This is a genomic window from Paractinoplanes bogorensis (assembly GCF_018829635.1).
Classification (GTDB): domain Bacteria; phylum Actinomycetota; class Actinomycetes; order Mycobacteriales; family Micromonosporaceae; genus Actinoplanes; species Actinoplanes bogorensis.
The window spans coordinates 875,491-893,830 of sequence record NZ_JAHKKG010000001.1; the positions used below are offsets into that span (position 1 = coordinate 875,491).

Annotated in this window: 16 protein-coding genes; 6 read left to right on the forward strand and 10 right to left on the reverse strand. The window is 70.0% G+C overall.

Translation table 11 applies throughout. The features are described from left to right. Positions 1-131: 131 nt before the first annotated feature. The 3 genes from KOI35_RS04200 to KOI35_RS04210 are packed head-to-tail and all read right to left on the reverse strand — an operon-like array spanning position 132 to position 4,422. On the reverse strand, positions 132-2,087 hold the full coding sequence (locus KOI35_RS04200) for an ABC transporter ATP-binding protein (protein ID WP_215784621.1): 1,956 nt from the start codon (positions 2,085-2,087) through the stop codon (positions 132-134). After that, a complete protein-coding gene (locus KOI35_RS04205) occupies positions 2,084-3,820 on the reverse strand; it encodes an ABC transporter ATP-binding protein (RefSeq protein WP_215784622.1) in 1,737 nt (578 codons plus the stop codon). Before KOI35_RS04205 ends, KOI35_RS04200 begins: the two co-directional genes overlap by 4 nt. Continuing rightward, positions 3,820-4,422, reverse strand: coding sequence for a TetR/AcrR family transcriptional regulator (locus KOI35_RS04210; RefSeq protein WP_215784623.1), 603 nt, complete (start codon positions 4,420-4,422; stop codon positions 3,820-3,822). Before KOI35_RS04210 ends, KOI35_RS04205 begins: the two co-directional genes overlap by 1 nt. Positions 4,423-4,549: 127 nt before the next feature. Between KOI35_RS04210 and KOI35_RS04215 the strand changes: the two genes are divergently transcribed. The 3 genes from KOI35_RS04215 (at position 4,550) to KOI35_RS04225 (ending at position 9,836) form a co-directional block, all read left to right on the forward strand. After that, a complete protein-coding gene (locus KOI35_RS04215; RefSeq protein ID WP_246612398.1) occupies positions 4,550-6,772 on the forward strand; it encodes a putative bifunctional diguanylate cyclase/phosphodiesterase in 2,223 nt (740 codons plus the stop codon). An 80-nt stretch (positions 6,773-6,852) separates the two neighbouring features. Then, entirely contained in the window at positions 6,853-8,499 is a 1,647-nt protein-coding gene (locus KOI35_RS04220) for a sulfatase-like hydrolase/transferase (protein ID WP_215784625.1), read from the forward strand. Positions 8,500-9,200: 701 nt separating this feature from the next. After that, entirely contained in the window at positions 9,201-9,836 is a 636-nt protein-coding gene (locus KOI35_RS04225; RefSeq protein WP_215784626.1) for a discoidin domain-containing protein, read from the forward strand. 947 nt (positions 9,837-10,783) lie between these two features. Here the strand turns inward: KOI35_RS04225 and KOI35_RS04230 are convergent. Continuing rightward, positions 10,784-11,812, reverse strand: coding sequence for a hypothetical protein (locus tag KOI35_RS04230; RefSeq protein WP_215784627.1), 1,029 nt, complete (start codon positions 11,810-11,812; stop codon positions 10,784-10,786). Between the two features lie 98 nt (positions 11,813-11,910). On the opposite strand from KOI35_RS04230, the gene KOI35_RS04235 reads away from it, so the two are divergent. Further along, positions 11,911-12,462: a GNAT family N-acetyltransferase gene (locus KOI35_RS04235; RefSeq protein ID WP_215784628.1), complete on the forward strand. Its 552-nt coding sequence runs from the start codon at positions 11,911-11,913 to the stop codon at positions 12,460-12,462. A 2-nt stretch (positions 12,463-12,464) separates the two neighbouring features. Beyond that, a complete protein-coding gene (locus tag KOI35_RS04240; protein ID WP_215784629.1) occupies positions 12,465-13,190 on the forward strand; it encodes an adenosylcobinamide amidohydrolase in 726 nt (241 codons plus the stop codon). Here the strand turns inward: KOI35_RS04240 and KOI35_RS04245 are convergent. From KOI35_RS04245 to KOI35_RS04265, 5 genes are read right to left on the reverse strand one after another with little or no spacing between them, the layout of a single operon-like run. Next, the gene (locus KOI35_RS04245) at positions 13,181-13,765 is read right to left on the reverse strand and encodes a DUF1684 domain-containing protein (protein WP_215784630.1); all 585 of its coding nucleotides are present in this window, start codon (positions 13,763-13,765) and stop codon (positions 13,181-13,183) included. The two genes, KOI35_RS04240 and KOI35_RS04245, sit on opposite strands and share 10 nt — an antisense overlap. Before the next feature lie 34 nt (positions 13,766-13,799). Then, on the reverse strand, positions 13,800-14,837 hold the full coding sequence (locus KOI35_RS04250) for an ABC transporter ATP-binding protein (RefSeq protein WP_215784631.1): 1,038 nt from the start codon (positions 14,835-14,837) through the stop codon (positions 13,800-13,802). Beyond that, on the reverse strand, positions 14,834-15,616 hold the full coding sequence (locus tag KOI35_RS04255) for an ABC transporter permease (protein WP_246612586.1): 783 nt from the start codon (positions 15,614-15,616) through the stop codon (positions 14,834-14,836). The genes KOI35_RS04250 and KOI35_RS04255 overlap by 4 nt, the downstream gene beginning before the upstream one ends. Then, a complete protein-coding gene (gene modA / locus KOI35_RS04260; RefSeq protein WP_246612399.1) occupies positions 15,613-16,410 on the reverse strand; it encodes a molybdate ABC transporter substrate-binding protein in 798 nt (265 codons plus the stop codon). The genes KOI35_RS04255 and modA overlap by 4 nt, the downstream gene beginning before the upstream one ends. After that, positions 16,407-16,805 carry a TOBE domain-containing protein gene (locus KOI35_RS04265; protein ID WP_215784632.1) on the reverse strand — a complete coding sequence of 133 codons (399 nt, stop codon included), beginning with the start codon at positions 16,803-16,805 and terminating at the stop codon, positions 16,407-16,409. Before KOI35_RS04265 ends, modA begins: the two co-directional genes overlap by 4 nt. A gap of 101 nt (positions 16,806-16,906) precedes the next feature. Here KOI35_RS04265 and KOI35_RS04270 point away from each other — a divergent pair, with 101 nt between their 5' ends. Further along, positions 16,907-17,878 (forward strand): methyltransferase domain-containing protein, encoded by a 972-nt coding sequence (locus tag KOI35_RS04270; protein ID WP_215784633.1) that lies wholly within the window; start codon positions 16,907-16,909, stop codon positions 17,876-17,878. Here the strand turns inward: KOI35_RS04270 and KOI35_RS04275 are convergent. Continuing rightward, complete coding sequence (locus KOI35_RS04275; protein ID WP_215784634.1) at positions 17,875-18,339, reverse strand: MarR family winged helix-turn-helix transcriptional regulator; 465 nt, start codon at positions 18,337-18,339, stop codon at positions 17,875-17,877. The genes KOI35_RS04270 and KOI35_RS04275 overlap by 4 nt on opposite strands. Position 18,340: the final 1 nt, after the last annotated feature.

Consider the following 18,340-nt stretch of genomic DNA (forward strand, 5'->3'; position numbering starts at 1 on the left):
CCGCCCCCGCCGCTTTCTGTGGATAACTCAGGTCACCCGCTTGACATGCCGTAGTCTCCCCACCGCTCCCAGGGCGGGTGGGGGAGGCGGCGGCTGCTCACAAATGATCTTGATTTTGAGCGATCTTGGCGTCAGTCGATCTCGGCGACCGCCTGGGCGAACTGCGCCGAGTAGAGCCGGGCGTAAGCGCCGCCGGCCGCGATCAGGGAGTCGTGTGTGCCCTGCTCGACGATCTGGCCGTTCTCCATCACCAGGATCACGTCGGCGTCGCGGATCGTGGACAGGCGGTGGGCGATCACGAACGACGTGCGGCCCTCGCGCAGCGTGCCCATGGCCTGCTGGATCAGCACCTCGGTACGCGTGTCGACCGAGCTCGTCGCCTCGTCGAGGATCAGGATCGACGGCTCGGCCAGGAACGCCCGCGCGATCGTGATCAGCTGCTTCTGGCCCGCGCTGACGTTCGAGCCCTCCTCGTCGATCACCGTGTCGTAGCCGTCCGGCAGCATCCGCACGAAGGCGTCGACGTGGGCTGCCTCGGCCGCCGCCTGCACGGCCGCCATGTCGAACGAGTCGGCCCCGTACGCGATGTTCTCCGCGATCGTCCCGCCGAACAGCCAGGTGTCCTGCAGCACCATGCCGATCTCTTCGCGCAGCTGTTCGCGCGGCATGGTCGCGATGTCGACGCCGTCGAGCACGATCCGCCCGGAGTCCACGTCGTAGAACCGCATGATCAGGTTGACCAATGTGGTCTTTCCGGCACCGGTCGGCCCGACGATGGCCACGGTCTGGCCGGGGGCCACTGACAGCGACAGATCAGTGATCAGCGGCTTCTCGGGAAGGTAGCGGAACGACACGTTGTCGAAGACGATCTCCCCGCGTACGCGCCCAAGATCAACAGCGTCCGGCGAAGGGGACTGCTCCGGCGCGTCGAGCAGCGCGAACACCCGCTCGGCGGAGGCCACCCCGGACTGGATCAGGTTGGCCATCGAGGCGACCTGGGTCAGCGGCTGACTGAACTGCCGCGAGTACTGGATGAAGGCCTGCACCTCACCGAGCGACAGCGACCCCGAGGCCACCCGCAGACCACCGACCACGGCCACCAGCACATAGTTCAGGTTGCTGATGAACATCATGGCCGGCTGGATCATGCCGCTGATGAACTGGGCACGGAACGACGACGCGTACAGCTTGTCGTTGTGCTCGCGGAAGACCTGGTTGGCCTCGTCCTGCCGGCCGAACACCTTGACCAGCGAGTGCCCGGTGAACATCTCCTCGATGTGCCCGTTGAGCTTGCCGGTGGTCGCCCACTGGGCCACGAAGTTGGGCTGGGACCGCTTGCCCACCGCGGTGGTCACGAAGAACGAGACCGGCACGGTGACCAGCGCGATCAGCGCGAGCAGGGGCGAGATCCAGAACATCGCGCCGAGCACCCCGATGATCATCAACAGTGCGGTGATGAGCTGGGCGAAGGTCTGCTGCAGGGTCTGCGCGATGTTGTCGGTGTCGTTGGTGGCCCGGCTGAGCACCTCGCCGCGCGCCTGCTGGTCGAAATAGGACAGTGGCAGGCGGGACAGCTTGTCCTCGACCTCCTGCCGCAGCCGGTAGACCGCGGTCTGCACCACGTGCGCGGTGATCCGGCCCTGCAGGATGCCGAACAGCCACGCGAACACGTAGATGATGGCGACCCAGGCCAGCACGTTGAACAGCTTGTCGAAGTCGATGCCCTGCCCCGGCGTGAAGTCGATCGCCGAGAGCAGGTCGGCCTGGGTGTTCTCGCCGCGGGCGCGCAGGGCGGCGATCGCGTCGGCCTTGGTGACGTTGCCGTCGACCATCTGCCCGACCACGCCGGCGAAGATCACGTCGGTCGCGTGGCCCAACAGGTAGGGGCCGATCACCGACAGGGCGACGCTCACGGCGCCGGCCAGCATGACGAAGCCGACCAGCACCCGCTGCGGCTTGAGCCGGACCAGCAGACGCTTGAGCGAGCCGCGGAAGTCCTCGAGCTTCTCGGTCGGCGCCGGCCCGGCCATCATCCGAACCGCCGGCGGCCCACCCATGGGACGGGGTCCGCGATTGGGAGCAGTCATGCTGCGGCCTCCTGAGCGGTCAATTGCGACAAGACGATTTCTCGGTACGTGTCGTTGCTGTCCATCAATTCGGCGTGGGTGCCCGTGCCGACCACTCGGCCGTCGTCGAGCACCACGATCCGGTCGGCGTCGCGGATCGTGCTGACCCGCTGGGCCACGATCACCACGGTGGCGTCGGCGATGTGGTCGGTCAGCGCCGCCCGCAGCGCGGCGTCGGTCGCGTAGTCGAGGGCCGAGAACGAGTCGTCGAACAGGTAGATCTCCGGCTTGTGCACCAGCACCCGGGCGATCGCCAGCCGCTGCCGTTGCCCGCCCGACACGTTGGTGCCGCCCTGCGCGATCGGGGCGTCCAGGCCGCCGTCCATCCGTTCGACGAAGTCGCGCGCCTGGGCCACCTCGAGCGCCGTCCACAGCTCCTCGTCGGTCGCGTCCGGATTCCCGTACCGCAGATTGGAAGCGACCGTCCCCGAGAACAGGTAGGGCCGCTGGGGCACCAGGCCGACCAGCCGGGACAGCAGCGCCGGGTCGAGTTCGCGGACGTCGACCCCGTCGACCAGCACCCGCCCGCCGGTGGCGTCGAACAGCCGGGGCACGAGGTTGAGCAGCGTGGTCTTGCCGCTGCCGGTGCTCCCGATGATCGCGGTCACCTCGCGCGGCCGGGCCGACACGTCGATGCCGCAGAGCACCGGATGTTCGGCCCCCGGATAGTGGAAGTCGACGTCGCGCAGGTCGAGCTGCCCGTGCGCGGTCACGCTGGTGACCGCCGAGGCCGGTGGGACGACGCTCGACTCGGTGCCGAGCACCTCCTCGATGCGCTCGGCGCAGACCTCGGCCCGCGGGATCATCACGAACATGAACGTCGCCATCATGATCGACATGAGGATCTGCATCAGGTAGCTGAGGAACGCGGTGAGCGCGCCGACCTGCATGGCGCCGTCGGCGATGCGGTGGCCGCCGAACCAGAGCACCGCCACGCTGGACAGGTTCACGATCAGCATGACGGTCGGGAACATCAGCGCCATCAGCTTGCCGGCCTTGAGCGACACGTCGGTCAGCTCGCGGTTCGAGACCTCGTAGCGGTCGCGCTCGCGCTCGTCACGGACGAACGCGCGGATCACCCGGATGCCGCTGATCTGCTCGCGCATCACCTGGTTGACCCGGTCGATGCGTACCTGCATGGAACGGAACAGCGGCCGCATCCGCACGATGATCACGCCGACCGTGGTGACCAGGATCGGGACGATCACCAGCAGCAGGGCGGAGAGCGGCACGTCCTGCCGCAGGGCGAGCACGATGCCGCCGAAACACATGATCGGCGCCGAGACCATCAGCGTGAAGGTCATCAGCACCAGCATCTGTACCTGCTGGACGTCGTTGGTGGTGCGGGTGATCAGCGACGGCGCGCCGAACTGGCCGACCTCGCGGGCCGAGAACGTCTGCACCTGCCCGAAAATGGCGGCGCGGACATCGCGGCCCACTGCCATCGCCGTACGGGCGCCGAAATAAACCGCGACGATCTGCGTGGCGATCTGGCCCAGTGTCACGGCGAGCATCCAGCCGCCGATCTGCATGACATAGCCGGTGTCGCCCTTGATGACGCCGTTGTCGATGATGTCGGCGTTCAGCGTGGGCAGGTAGAGCGTGGCCAGTGTCTGCAGGAACTGGAAGAACACGACGAGACCGATGTCCCGCCGGTAGGGGCGTAAGTAGCCCCGGAGCAGTTGGATGAGCACTAGTGCGTCCCCCGTCGGATGAGCAGTCCGTCGAGCAGCAGGGAGGCGGTCTCCTCGCCGCTGAAGTTGTCCGGGTCGCCGAACGGCCCGTACGTGTTGGCGCCGCAGAACAGAAGCAGCAACGACGCCACTGCCGCGGGTGTGCGGCGGAGTTGGGCGCCGTCGGCCGCGATCACACCGGTGATCGCCGCGTGGAGCCGGGACCGGTTGTCGGCGAGTTGCAGGGCGGTGTTCCCGTCCCGCTGGCCGATGATCAGTGCCCGCGCCGCGGTCATCAGCTGAGCGTTCTCGGCGAACCGGCCGTGCACCAGGTCGGCCGCCTGCGCCATGCGGTCCCGCAGGGGCAACGCCGGGTCGATGGCGGCGAGCGCGTCGACCGTCGGTTGCGGGTCGAGGCCCTTGATCACCGAGCACACGACCAGCGACGACTTGGTCTCGAAGACGCCGAAGATGGTGCCCTCGGCGACGCCCGCGGCCTGGGCGATCTGGCGGGTGCTGACGTCGACCCCGTGCTCGTGCAGCAGCGGGATCGTCGCGGCGATCAGGGCCTCGCGCCGTTCCTCGGGCGCGAGCGCGGGCACGCGTCTCCGTTTGTTCTCCACGTCCAACCACTCTAATGAGCGAGCACTCACTCAGCCACTGACATTTGTCATGGGGCCTCCTTCGGGTGCGGGTTGGCTCAGGTTGCAGATCGGGTGGCCGATTACTGGGCCCGTGCAGGATGTCGAGATGGACGATCACACGGCCGACTACTGGGCGCGCCAGTTGCGCATCGGTGCGGCCATCGCGGCCGTGGTCACGGCGATCGGCGGGCTACGGATAGCGATGGGCTGGGACGGAGCCGGCCGCTGGTGGCTGGTCCCGGTCGGGCTGGCCGTGCTGGCCCAGATCGCGCTGCTCCGGCTGCCCTGGAACCGTCTGGTGCGCAGCCCGCGGACCCGGCGCTGGCTGACCCTGTGGTGGATGGCCGAGCTGCCGGTCGCGCTGCTGTTCGGCTGGGTCGACTCGGACGGCTGGATGCTTTACGTGCCGGCCGTGGTCCTGCTGCTGGTCTCGGCGGCGGCGCTCTGGTCGCCCCGGTTCGTCATCGCGCTCGGCGTGATCTCGGTCGGCGGCTACGCCGTCATGCTCCCGGTGCGGGCCGGCAAGACCTTCGGCACCACCTTCCTGCTGGTCGCCATGATGGGCTGCGTAGTCGGCCTGACCGCGATCTACGCCAAGAGCCGCCGCGCCCTGGACAGCCGCCGCCAGGCCGCCGAGCACCGGGCCGAGACCATGCTCGCCGCCTCGGCCGACGCGGTGATCGCGATCGGCCCGGACACCACGGTCCGCTACGCCACCGAGTCGGTCGGACAGCTGCTCGGCCTCCCGGTCGCATCGCTGGTCGGACGCACGATGATGGACCTGATCCCGGCCGACCGACAGGGCCGGGCGGCCGACTTCATGACCGCGGTGCTGGCGCTGCCGACCGGGCAGAGCCTGCGCGCCGAGTCGCAGCTGGGCGACGCCGCCGGGGAAACCGTCTTCGTCGACGTGCTCGCCACCAACTGGATGGACGACCCGGACATCGCGGCCGTCGTGGTGAGCCTGCGCGACATCGGGACCCGCCGCGCCCTCGAGGACCGGCTGCACCTGCAGGCGTTCACCGACTCGCTGACCGGCATGCCCAACCGCGCGCTGTTCCGCCGCCGGCTGGAGGAGGCCGTGACCACCGCGACGACCAGCAACCCGATCACCGTGCTGCTGCTCGACCTCGACGACTTCAAGCTGGTCAACGACAACCTCGGCCACTCGGCGGGCGACGACCTGCTGAGCACCATCGCCACCCGGCTGCGGGGCCACGTACGCCCGTCCGACGTGCTGGCCCGCCTCGGCGGCGACGAGTTCGCCATCCTCATGCACGACCTCGAGCCCGGCGACGCGGCCGCGCTGGCCGAGCGGCTGCTGCGCACGATCCGCGAGCCCATCCGGCTGGCCAGCCGTGACGTCGCCTGCTCGCTGAGCATCGGCATCGCGACCTCGGAGTCCTGCGCCGGGATCGACGACCCCAAGGTGCTCGCCGATCACCTGCTCGGCAACGCCGACCTGGCCATGTACGCGGCCAAGCGGGCCGGCCGCAACGGCTATGCGATCTTCGACCCGACCATGACGATGTCGGTGCTCGAGGAGGCCCAGCTGCGCAGCGACCTCGAGCACGCGCTCGAGCACGACGAGTTCCTCGTGCTCTACCAACCGGTGGTCGACATGCAGACGCAGAGCGTCACCTCGGTCGAGGCGCTGGTGCGCTGGGAACACCCGCGCGACGGCCTGCTCGGGCCCTACCACTTCATCGGCGCCGCCGAGGCCAACGGCCTGATCGTCCCGCTCGGCCGCTGGGTCCTGCGCGAGGCGTGCGCCCAGCTCGCCAGCTGGCGGGCCGCCTCCCCGGCCGCGGCCCGGCTCAAGATCAACGTGAACCTGTCGGCCCGCCAGTTCCAGTACGCGGGCCTGGTCGACGACGTCGCGCAGGCGCTGGCCGACGCCGGGGTCGACGCCGGCTCGCTCACCCTCGAGATCACCGAGTCGATGCTGATGGAGGACATCGAGACGGCCAAGCGCACCCTGTACGCCCTGCGCGAGCTCGGTGTCCGGCTGGCCATCGACGACTTCGGCACCGGCTACTCCTCGCTCAGCTACCTCAAGCAGCTCCCGGTCGACGTCATCAAGATCGACAAGACGTTCGTGGACGACGTGCACATCGACGCCGACGACGTGGCCCTGGTCGACGCGGTGGCCGGCCTCGGTCAGGCGCTCAAGATGCAGACCGTGGCCGAGGGCATCGAGACCGACGCCCAGTGGTCGACGCTGCGCAACCTCGGCATCGACCACGGCCAGGGATACCTGTTCGGTAAGCCCGCCGATCCCACCCAGATCCACGCACTCCTGACCGGCGTGGGCGCTATCTCAGCCTGAACCTGAACCGCGAGCCCTCACCCAGCGTGTACCTGTTGTAGGTCCCGCACCCCTGGGTTAGGAAGCTCCAAGTGTCGCTCATGAAACACGTGCGCCGTGTCGGCGGCGCCGTGCTCACACTCGCCGCCGCCGTCCTCGTCTTTCTCGCACTGGTCACGCCCGACCAGATCACCCGTCTCGCCCCGGGCAACTTCTGGGGCACCGCCCTGGTCCGCGTCCCGATCGAGGGCCTGCTCGCGGTCGCTCTGCTGCTGGCCCTGCCCGCCCGCGCCCGTCGCATCACCGCCACCGTCCTCGGCGTGCTGCTCGGCGTGCTGTCCGTCCTCAAGATCATCGACATCGGCTTCTTCGCCGTGCTGGCCCGTGCCTTCGACCCGGTCCTCGACTGGACGCTCTTCAAGGACGGCTTCAACTTCCTGACCGACTCGATCGGCACCGCCGGGGCGATCGGGGTCGCCGCCGGCGCCGTGCTGCTGGCGGTCGTGGTCCTGGGCGCGATGATTTTTTCCGTACGCCGTCTCAGCCGCCTGCTGCCCGCCGCGCCGAACCTGGTCCGGGGTGGCGTCGTCACCCTCTCGGTGGCCTGGATCGTCCTCGCCGTGATGGGTTTCCAGCTCGTCGGCGGCATCCCGGTGGCCAGCCAGACCGCGACCGACCTGGCCCGCGACACCGTGCTCGCGGTCCCGCAGGACATCCAGGACCGCAAGGACTTCGCCCGCGAGGTGCAGGACGACGACTTCAAGAACCTGCCCACCGACCAGTTGCTCAGCGCGCTGCGGGGCAAGGACGTCATCGTCGGCTTCGTCGAGAGCTACGGCCGTGACGCGGTCGAGAACCCGGCCTTCAACCAGCCGGTGGTCGAGCAGTTGCGGGCCGGTCAGCAGAAGCTCGCGGCCAAGGGCTTCACCGGAAAGAGCGGCTATCTGACCTCGCCCACGTTCGGCGGCGGCAGCTGGCTCGCGCACTCCACGTTCCTGTCCGGCCTCTGGATCGACAACCAGAACCGCTATCGCAGCCTGGTCGCCACCGACCGGCTCACCCTGACGTCGGCTTTCAAAAAGGCCGGTTTCCGTACGACCGGATTCGAACCCGGCGTCACGTTCGCGTGGCCCGAGGGACAGTTCTACGGGTACGAGCAGATCTACGACGCGCACACGCTCGGCTACCACGGGCCCATGCTGAGCTGGTCGACCATGCCCGACCAGTACGTGATGAAGAAGGTCCACGACTACGAACTGGGCCAGGACAAGCGCCGCCCGACCCTGGCCGAGGTCACGCTGACATCCAGCCACACCCCGTGGACGCCGGTGCCGTCGATGTTGCCGTGGGACAAGATCGGCGACGGCTCGGTCTACAACTCCCAGATCGCCGGGGCGGAGAGCCCGCAGAAACTCTTCAGCGAGGGCGACAAGGTCAAGCAGGCGTACGCCGGATCGATCGCCTACTCGCTCGACAGCTTGATGTCGTACGTGCAGGAGTACGGCGACGACAACCTGGTCCTGGTGCTGCTCGGCGACCACCAGCCGGCCTCGATCGTGGTCGGCGGCAACGCCACCAAGGACGTGCCGATCTCGATCGTCGCCAAGGACAAGAAGGTCCTCGACCGGATCAGCGCCTGGGGCTGGACCGACGGCCTCACCCCCGCACCCGACGCGCCGCTGTGGCCGATGAACGAATTCCGCGACAAGTTCCTCACCGCTTACAGCCCGCAAGGGGAGCCGCACTGACCGCACAGTGCCAATCTGCGAAAATCAGAAATCGACACCGATCTACCCGCGCGTAACTGACGTTCCGTAACCAAACTCCGGTTGGATACCCGTCGGCGGGTCGCGAGGGGGCGACCGCGTTTCGACGTGTGTGGGGGAGTTCGGTGAACGAGCGGAAGGGGCCATCGCGCGCGGACCGCTTGCGGCTGACCCGAATGCCGGATGTGCGCCCGCGCGACCGGTCGGCAGCACCGCCCGCCGCGCCTACGGCAGCACAGCCCGTGCCTGCGGCGGCATCGCCCGCTGTGCCTACGGCGGCATCGCCCGCTGTGCCTACGGCGGCATCGCCCGCTGTGCCTGCGGCGGCACCGCTCGCTGGGCCTACGGCAGCACCGCCTGCCGTGCCTGCGGTGGCACCGTCCGCCGTGTCCACGACAGTGCCGCCTGTGCCTGCGGCCGTGCCGTCGTTCGGGCCTACGGCCGTGCCGTCGTTCGGGCCTGCGTCGGCGCCGGATGGTGTCGCCTTGGCCGGGCGCTCGGAGTCGCGTTTTCCGGGGCGTGAGCGGGTGGCGCAACCGTCCGCCGTTCTGAGGGCGGCGCCGTCCGGGTCGTCGGCGCCGGACGCTGTCGCTCCGGCCGGGCGGGTCCCGGCTGCTTCAGCCACCCCAGTTCGTCCACGGCGTCGGGCGCGCAGGGGTTGGTGGATGATGGGTGGGCTGGTAGTGATTCTGGCGTCGGCGGGTGGCCTGGCCGTGGCTTTCCGGGCCGGGGCCGACGCCACGGTCCCGGCTCCCAGCGTCCCGCTCCTGGCAATCCCCACCAACACCGTCACCGAAGCCGACCCAGCGGTGACATCGAGCCCGTCGTGGGCCGCGCCCTCCGGCGCCGTGCCCTCGCCCTCACTCAGCGCGAGCCCGGCCGCGACGATCACAGCTCCGGGGCGGCCGGCGGTCACCGGGCGGGCCAACCCGTCCGGGGCCAACCTGGCCCTGACCGGCAAGGTGACGGCGAGCAGCATCGAGGGCAGCCCGTATCCCGCGAGCAAGGCGGTCGACGGCGACCCGTCGACGCGCTGGTCGAGCGGCTTCGCCGAACCGCAGTGGATCAAAGTAGACCTGGGCGAACGACACCGCCTGACCGAGGTCACGCTGATCTGGGAACACGCCTACGCGGTCGCCTACCAGATCGACATCTCAATCGACGGCAAGACGTGGCGCTCGATCTACACCACAAACGCCGGCCAGGGCGGCACCGTAGTAGCCGACGCCACCGGCACCGTAGCCCGCCAGGTGCGTGTGCTGGCCACCAAGCGCTCCAACCAGTACGGCTTCTCGCTCTTCGAGTTCCAGATCCGCTAGCCCCAAGCAAGCCCAACTCGAAGCAGGGCCCACCCTCCCGGGGGCCCCCGTCCACCGCCAATTATCCCGGATCTTCAAGATCGGTGCGGGGCGAAGCAGCTCTGCCTGTGGACAACTCTCGACTGTGGATAACGCGTCATTGAGCTGGCCCTCGCGGAGCGGCGGACGTGCGCGGGTGAAACGTTGCACTGCACGTGGTGGCGGTGTGCGTTTTCTGCTCACGGTGCGCGGTATCTGCACGGCTGCGCGGTGGCGGCAAGCGTTGCGCGGCACTGCAAGCGGTAACCGCGCACCGTGCGCGTAAACCACGCACGGTGCGCAGTCTCTGCGCCTGTTGCGCGCTGGCGGCGCGTTGCGGGCACTGGAGGTGGTGGCGGTGCGCGGTTACTCCCGCGGGGCGTGGTTTTTGCTCACGGTGCGCGGTATCTGCACGGCTGCGCGGTGGCGGCAAGCGTTGCGCGGCACTGCAAGCGGTAACCGCACACCGTGCGCGTAAACCACGCACGGTGCGCAGTCTCGGCGCCTGTTGCGCGCTGGCGCCACGTTGCGTGGCACTGCAAGCGGTGGCGGTGCGCGATTGCCCCCTACGGTGCGTGGTTGTCGCTCACGGTGCGCAGTCTCTGCGCGTGTTGTGCGCTGGTGGCGCGTTGCGTGGCACTGCAAGCGATAACCGCGCACCGTGCGCGTTAATCACGCACGGTGCGCAGTCGCAGCGCCTGCTGTGCGCTGGCGGCGCGTTGCGTGGCACAGCAAGCTGTGGCGGTGCGCGGTTGCCGCTCGCGGTGCGCAGTATCTGCACGGCTGCGCTGTGGCGGCAAGTGTTGCGTGGGTGGTGCGCGGTGCTCGACTCGTTGTGCGGGGGGCGGTGCATGGAGACGTACGGGAAGGAAATGAGGCGCTCCCCGCGGAAAGGACCACGGGGAGCGCCTTTGACGGTCGACTGGGACCTAGTCGACCGTCGGAGGGAGGCTTCTGGCTGCCTTCAACGCGGCGGCCGCGCTGGAATACGGGTTGTAGCTGTAGCCGCGGTCGAGTGAGCCGGGCACCTTGAAGTACGAAGCGGCCAGCTTCGCCGGATCAGTGGCGATCTCACCTCGTGCCGGAACGTCGTTGCCGTCGTCCCAGCCCCAGGGGGCGTTGGCCGAGTTGGTGCCGCAGCTCCACGTGCCCTGGCCGCAGCCGCCGGTGGTGTCTCCGGCGAATGTGCCCAGGTTGGCGAACAGGTTGGTGTTGTTGCGCTGCGCCCACAGGCCGCCGCTCGCAAAGATGTCGATCAGCTGGTAGCGCACGTCGCGGTCGTTGGGGCCGCTGGGCGCCTCGGACACGTTCGACGTCGGGAAGTAGACGACGCCGTCGCCGTTGATGTCGTATTGCGGCCAGGCCTTGAGCCCGTGCCCGCCGCGCTCCTGGGCGGTCACCGGGTGCTGGAACGAGTCGTGCGGCGACGACTTGAACTGCATTGTTCCGTCGATCGTCTCACTTCCGTTCGTCCAGTCGCTGCCGCTCGGCACGTACGAGTAGAAGTCGCTGTGCGCCACCGTGACCGCGGCCTTGAGCGTGCCGTAGGTGGAGCCGTCCTTCTGCACGATCTCGAGGACGCCCTCGCCGTCGTTCTCGTGCTCGGTTTCGAAGAACGGGTGGTCGATCCAGTCGCGCGGGTGGAAGAAGAAGTACGTGAGGTAGTAGTGCGTGCTGGTCTCGAGCACCGAATAATAGACGGCGGCCGAAGTGTTCTGCCCGGCGTTGTCCCAGTTGTCACGTCCGTTCAGGTTGCCGTCGAAGTCGTACCTCGTAATGAAGTCGCTCTTGCCCCCGAGGGCATGCGCACCGGTGGTGTCCACGTCCTGGTAGTGCACCGGCGCCCAGCGCAGCGCGAGCTCGGCCCGGCTGGGCGCGGCCTGCGCCGGCGCGGCGAGCCCGGCCGCCGCGAGCACGCCGGCCACGCCGACGGCGGCGGCCCTGCGAACGATCCCCATGTTGCCCTCCTCAAGCATTGATGATCGTAAATGTATGCGCGCCGGATGGACACGGGGAGGCTTGAAAATGACGGGCCGGCGGCGGCTACGCTGAAGCCGTGTTCAAGGTCGAATTGGGCGGGGGCGCCGAGCTCCGGCCGCTGGAACCGTGGCGGGCGGGCGAATTCCTGGCCCACATCGACCGGGCGCGGGCCTCCGTCGACCCGTGGATCCCGTGGGCGAGCCGCAGCACCGACCGCGAGTCGGCCCGCGCGACGCTGCAGAAATACGCCGACCTGCAGGCCCGCGGCGAAGGCCGGATCCTCGGCATCTGGCTCGACCGGGTGCTGGTCGGCGGCGTCATGACGTTCGGCTACGACCCGGCCTCCGGCGTCTGCGAGGTAGGCTGCTGGCTCGAGCCGTCCGGCAGTGGCCGCGGCCTGATCACCAAGGCGGCCGGCCTGCTCATCGAGTGGCTGATCCGTGAGCGGGACGTCTACCGGATCGAGTGGCACTGCCGCCCCGACAACGTCGCCAGCTCCAACGTCGCGCGCCGCCTGGGGATGAAGCACGAGGCGACGCTGCGGGCGAACTTCGTGTGGAAGGGCGCACGGCACGACACCGAGATCTGGGCCGTGCTGGCCCCGGAGTGGCCCGGCCTGGAGGACTGACGATGTCGCCCGGCGATCCGGTTCTGAGCGATCGCGCCGAGGGCGGGCGGCGGGTGCCGTTGCTGGTGTGGCGCTTGGAGCGGCCGGTGCGGTCGATCTCGTCGGCCGTGCTCGGTGGCGGCATCGGCGAATGCGACTGGCTCGTCAACGCGACCGTGCCGATGTCCTACGACCGCGACGATCCGGCCGACCATCTGCGCGAGATCGCCGCCGCACTCGATCTGCGGGGGCGCGGCGTGGGGCTGCTGACCGGCGTCGACGTGGCCGACGTGGTGCGCGCGTCGGACGGGGGAGTGCGGCTCTGGGCCACGGTCGGCTTAGGGGCACCGATCCAGGCGGCGAGCCCGCCTTCAGAGGACGAGTCAGCGACGCGCGTGGGAACGGTCAACATCGTGGCATGGCTTCCCGTACGACTCGGGGACGGCGCCCTGGTCAACGCGGTGGCCACCGTGACCGAGGCCAAGACGCAGGCGATCCGCGATCTGGGCCTGGCCGCGACGGGGACGGCCACCGACGCGGTCTGCGTGTTGTGCCCGACCGACGGACCGGTCGCCGACTATGCCGGACCACGCTCGACGTGGGGAGCGCCGTTGGCCCGCGCCGCTTACGACGCGGTGCGGCGCGGGGGAGCGGTCAACCTGACCGGCACCCAGTCGTGGTCCGACCGCGCCGATGGCGCGCAGCCGCCGCCGCACCAGGCCGGCGGCGGCGGCAAACGTCAGTGGTAGGTGAGCTCGCCCGCCTCGATGGCGGCGCTCACCGTGTTTTCCGGTGGGGCGAGCGGACACTGGTAGGCGTCGTTGTAGGCGCACGACGGGTTGTAGAGGTAGTTGAAGTCGAGGCGTACCCGCGTAGGGGAAAGGGTCTGTAATCCTCGCCCGTGGGTGCCCTTGACCGTGTCGGTGAGGTAGCGCCCGCCGCCGTAAGCGCCCCGCCCACAAGTCGCGTCGCGCACGGGCAGGAACAAACCGCCGCCGTAGGCCGCGATCCACCACAGCGACAACTCGCCGACCGGGGTCTCCAGGATGCCGGCCCGGGTGTAGTGGACCACGCCGTCGGCGCCGCCCGTGTCGATGTCGATCTCGCCGGGCGCGGGCCGCAGTTCGGCCTCGACGATCGCGTCGTCGTTGGGCGCGAAATAGCGCAGGCCCTCGAAGGTGGCCCGATCATCAAGCGCGATGGCCGACTGCGGGTGCGTGGCGAACAGCTTGTCCCGTTCGGCGCGGAACTGTTCCAGGCCGGTGTCGGCCAGATACATCCGGGCCACGGTCTCGCGATAGTCGGTGAGCTCGAGTGCCTCCATGACCCCCAAAGTAGCCCGAAAAAGAAGAGGACGATCAGGCTTGGTACGCGCGTACCTCGGTTGCCTTCACGCTGGCCCACACCTCGCGGCCGGGCTCCAGCCCCAGGTGAACGGCCGCCGCGGGCGTCACATCGGCCGCCACCGGCAGGGCGCCGCCGAGTTCGATCCGCAGGCTTCCGCCCTGGCGCGAGACCGACATCACGGTGGCGGGCCAGGTGTTGCGGGGGCTGCCGTCGGGGCGGCTGGGATAGAGCGACACGGCCGACGGCGGGAAGGCCACGAAGACGGCGGAAGCGGACGAGGCGGACGCGGTGATCAGCGTGAAGCCGTCGGGCAGCGTGACCGTCGTACCGTCGGCGCGGCCGTGGTAGAGGTTCAGGCCGACCAGGCGGGCCACGTAGTCGGTGCGGGGCTCGGCGGTGATCGTGGCGGCGTCGCCGGTCTGCACGACGCGGCCGTCCTCGATGATGACCAGGCGGTCGGCCAGCATCAGCGCGTCCAGCGGGTCGTGCGTGACCAGCACGGTCGCGCCGGGGAAGGCGGCGAGGTGGCCGCGCAGCTGGGCGCGGGTGTCGAGGCGGGTGCGGGCGTCGAGCGCGGCCAGCGGTTCGTCCAGCAGCAGCATCCGCGGCTCGGAGGCGAGCGCCCGGGCCAGGGCCACCCGCTGGGCCTGACCACCGGAGAGCTGACGAGGCTTTTTCCGTACGTGGTCAGCCAGGCCCACGCGATCCAGCCACTTCTGGGCGTTCTGCCGGGCCTCGGCGCGCGGCACCCGGCGGCAGCGTGGACCGAACGCGACGTTGTCGAGCGCGCTCAGGTGCGGGAAGAGCAGGTAGTCCTGGAACACGACGCCGATCCGCCGCTGCTCGGGTGGCAGGGGGTCGAGGCGTACGCCGTCGAGGGTGATCTCGCCCGCGTCCAGCTGCAGCAGGCCGGCCAGGGCGCGCAGGGTCGTGGTCTTGCCGGCGCCGTTCGGGCCGAGCAGCGCGACGACCTCGCCCGGTTCGGCGGTCAGCTCGACGTCGAGCGTGAAGCCGTCCCGCCGGACTGTGATGGACGCGGCCAGACTCATGCGGCGACCCACTTGTCACGGAGCGCGGCCAGGATGCCGACCGAGACGACCAGCAGGATCAGGCTCAGCACGATCGCCGCGTCCACGTCCTGTTCCAGGGCCAGATAGACGGCGAGCGGCATGGTCTGCGTACGGCCGGGGAAGTTGCCGGCAAAGGTGATCGTCGCCCCGAACTCGCCCAGCGCCCGCGCCCAGCAGAGCACCGCGCCGGCCGCGATCCCGGGGGCGATCAGGGGCAGGGTGACCCGGCGGAACGCCGTCCAGCGGGTGGCGCCCAGCGTGGCCGCCGCCTCCTCGTAACGGGCGTCGGCCCCGCGCAGCGCCCCCTCGACGGCGATCACCAGGAACGGCATCGCCACGAACGCCTCGGCCACGACCACGCCGGTGGTGGTGAACGGCAGGCTCACCCCGAACGTCTGGTCGAGCCACTCGCCGACCAGGCCGCGCCGCCCGAAGACGAGCAGCAGCGCCACGCCACCCACCACCGGGGGCAGCACGAGCGGCACGGTGACGAGCGCGCGGACGAACCGGCGGCCCGGGAACTCGAGGCGGGCCAGGACCCAGGCCAGCGGTACGCCGAGAACCAGGCACACCACCGTGGCCAGGCTCGCCGTGATCAGCGAGAGGCGCAGCGCGGTGAGGATGCCCGGTTCGGTGAGCCGTTCCGGCAGGGTCGACCACGGCGCCCGGATCAGCAGCCCGGCCAGGGGCAGGATCAGGAACGCGAGGCCGAGAACCGCCGGAACGGCCAGGGCTAACGGGATGCGGAACTTGTTCAGGGCTTCTGGAACCCTGCGTCGGTGAGGATCTTCATCTCGGGCTCGGACTGGACGAACGCGACGAACGCCTGGGCACCGGTCGCGTTGGGCGCGTTCTTGAGCACGACGATCGGGTAGTCGTTGATCGCGCCGGCCGATTCCGGGAACTCGACACCGTCCACGTCGGCGCTCGCCGCCTTGGCGTCCGTGCGGTAGACCAGCGCCGCGTCGACCTCGCCGAGCTTCACCTTGGACAGTGCCGCCTTGACGTCCTGCTCCAGCGTCACCGGGGTGAACTGGACGCCGGCCGCCTCCATGGCCTTCTTGGCCGCCGCGCCGCACGGCACCTGCTCGGCGCACAGGGCGACCTTGAGGTCCGGGTTCTTCAGGTCGGCCAGCGAGGCGATCTTCTTGGGGTTGCCCTTGGCGGTCGCGATGACGAGCTGGTTCTTGACGAAGACGGCGGGGTCACCGGCGGCGTCGCCCGCGTCGACGACCGTCTTCATGGTGGCCGGGCTGGCCGCGGCGAACACGTCGGCCGGTGCGCCCGAGGTGATCTGCTGGGCGAGACCGGAGCTGCCGCCGTACGAAATCGTGACCTTGACGTTGGGGTTCTGCGCCTGGAAGTCTTCCTTGATCTTGTCGAACGACTCGGTGAGCGACGCGGCGGCCAGCACGATCACTTCGCCGGTGGCGCCCGTGCCGGCGCTGCCCTCCGGGGAGGAACCTCCGCTCGCCGCTGAATCATTGTTGGCACCGCAGGCCGCGGTCGCCAGGACAGCGAGCATCGCGACCCCGGCCAGGACTCTCTTCATTTGTCGTCTCCTCGCTCCACGACCACTGTGGTCGATTTGATGACGGCGACCGCCGTCGAACCCACCTCGAGCCCCAGATCGTCGACCGCCTCGCGGCTCATCAGCGACACCACCCGGAACGGCCCGGCCTGAATGTCGACCTGCGCCATCACCTCGTCGCGGACGATCGCCGTGACGATGCCGCGGAGCCGGTTGCGGGCCGACGAGCGGCTCGCCCCCGGATCGGGCTGATCGGCCAGCGACCGGGCGAACGCGGCGAGGTCGGCCCCCGCGACGTGGCGGTGCCCATGGTCGTCGCGCCCGGCCTTCAAGCGCCCGGCGTCGACCCAGCGGCGGACCGTGTCCACGCTCACGCCGAGGAGGTCGGCCGCCTCACCGATGCGATACGTCGTCACAGTGGTCACTTTAGGGCCGCTTCTGCGAGGGCTCCTACCTCGTACGGCTGGCAGATGCGGAACCGTTGCACAGCTCACATGAGCGACGGCATGCTGGTGGCGTGCCCGAACGCATTGCCGAGGTCACCGCCTTCCTGGCCGAGGTGCTCACCCCGCGCGCGCCGCTCACCGTGATCGTCGACGGGGGAGACCACGGCGCGGCCGCCGTCTTCGCCGCGCAACTGGCGGCGGCGTTCCCGCCCTCGGCCCGGGCCTGGAACGTCGACGCGGTGATGGGCTTGAGCGGCCCGTCCGGCGGCGGTTTCGACTCGGCCCTCAACGTCCTCGAACCGGCCGCCGACCATGTGATCGTCCAGCTGCGCGCGGGTCCCCGCGGTTCCGGCGGCTCGGGTTCGCGCGCCCACGTCGTGATCGACCACCACGATCCGCAGTGGCCGGTGATCCGGCACGTCCACCCGCGCCTCTGCGAACCCGACCGATGGCACCTGTCGGAGAGCCGGGCCTTCTTCACCACCCGGGCCGCCGGTTGGGACGAGAAATTCGGAGACGACCTTCCCGCGTACGCCAAAGCTGTCGACGCCGCCGCCCCGGCCCCCGGCGATCTGGCCGTCGACGTCGGCTGCGGCACCGGGCGGGCGCTACCGGCCCTGTCCGCCGCGGTCGGGCCCACCGGCCGGGTGATCGGTCTCGACTGCACTCCGGCGATGCTGGCCGAGGCCCGATCCAAGGGCCGCGACCACGCGGCGGCCCTGGTGCAGGCCGACGCCCGCCGCCTGCCCCTGCCGGACGGGACGGCGGCCGTGGTCTTCGCGGCCGGCCTGGTCCACCACCTGCCCGACCCGGCGGCGGGCCTGGCCGAGCTGGCCCGGATCACCCGGCCCGGCGGGCGGCTGGTCCTCTTCCACCCGACCGGGCGGGCGGCGCTGGCGGCCCGTCATGGCCGCGAGCTGACCCCGGCCGACCCGCTGAACGAGGACAACCTGACCCGGGCGTGGGCCGCCACCGGCTGGACACCGACCCGCTACGAGGACGCCGAGGACCATTTCCTGGCCGTCGCCGTCCGCACGCCTTAGTTCTCCGGGGGCAGCCACCCGGGGGCGTCGAGGCGGACCGGCTGCGGGCCGACCAGTGCGGTGAGCTGCTTCTCCAGCTTTTCGAGCTCGTCCGCCCCGATCTGCGCCTTCCACCGCTCCCGCAAATCGTCGAAGATCGCCTCGCCCGTGCGCATCACCTCGAAGCCCAGCGCCGTGACCTCCAGCCGCTTGCGGCGAGCGTCCCGCGGGTCGGGGGCGGTCGTGACCCAGCCGCGTTCCTGCAGGTCGGCGATCGTCCGGGCCGCCGACTGCTTGGTGATGGAGAGGCGCCGGCCCAGGTCGGAGGCACTGTCGGCGCCGGCCGCGATGGCTCGCATGGCGAAATCGTGCACGGGGCGTACGTCGTAGCCGCGTTCCGACAGTTCGGCCCGCGCGGAGTCGACCAGCGTACGGAAGCCACCCAGCAGCAACAGCGCGAGGTCAGCGCCCGAACGTGACATA

Excerpts from the sequence above, each read along its gene's own strand:
- KOI35_RS04275 (WP_215784634.1), bottom strand. The coding sequence starts at position 18,339 with ATGTCACGTTCGGGCGCTGACCTCGCGCTGTTGCTGCTGGGTGGCTTC.
- KOI35_RS04200 (WP_215784621.1), bottom strand. The coding sequence starts at position 2,087 with ATGACTGCTCCCAATCGCGGACCCCGTCCCATGGGTGGGCCGCCGGCG.
- modA (WP_246612399.1), bottom strand. The coding sequence starts at position 16,410 with ATGAAGAGAGTCCTGGCCGGGGTCGCGATGCTCGCTGTCCTGGCGACC.
- KOI35_RS04230 (WP_215784627.1), bottom strand. The coding sequence starts at position 11,812 with ATGGGGATCGTTCGCAGGGCCGCCGCCGTCGGCGTGGCCGGCGTGCTC.
- KOI35_RS04215 (WP_246612398.1), top strand. The coding sequence starts at position 4,550 with ATGGACGATCACACGGCCGACTACTGGGCGCGCCAGTTGCGCATCGGT.
- KOI35_RS04250 (WP_215784631.1), bottom strand. The coding sequence starts at position 14,837 with ATGAGTCTGGCCGCGTCCATCACAGTCCGGCGGGACGGCTTCACGCTC.
- KOI35_RS04245 (WP_215784630.1), bottom strand. The coding sequence starts at position 13,765 with ATGGAGGCACTCGAGCTCACCGACTATCGCGAGACCGTGGCCCGGATG.
- KOI35_RS04220 (WP_215784625.1), top strand. The coding sequence starts at position 6,853 with ATGAAACACGTGCGCCGTGTCGGCGGCGCCGTGCTCACACTCGCCGCC.
- KOI35_RS04240 (WP_215784629.1), top strand. The coding sequence starts at position 12,465 with ATGTCGCCCGGCGATCCGGTTCTGAGCGATCGCGCCGAGGGCGGGCGG.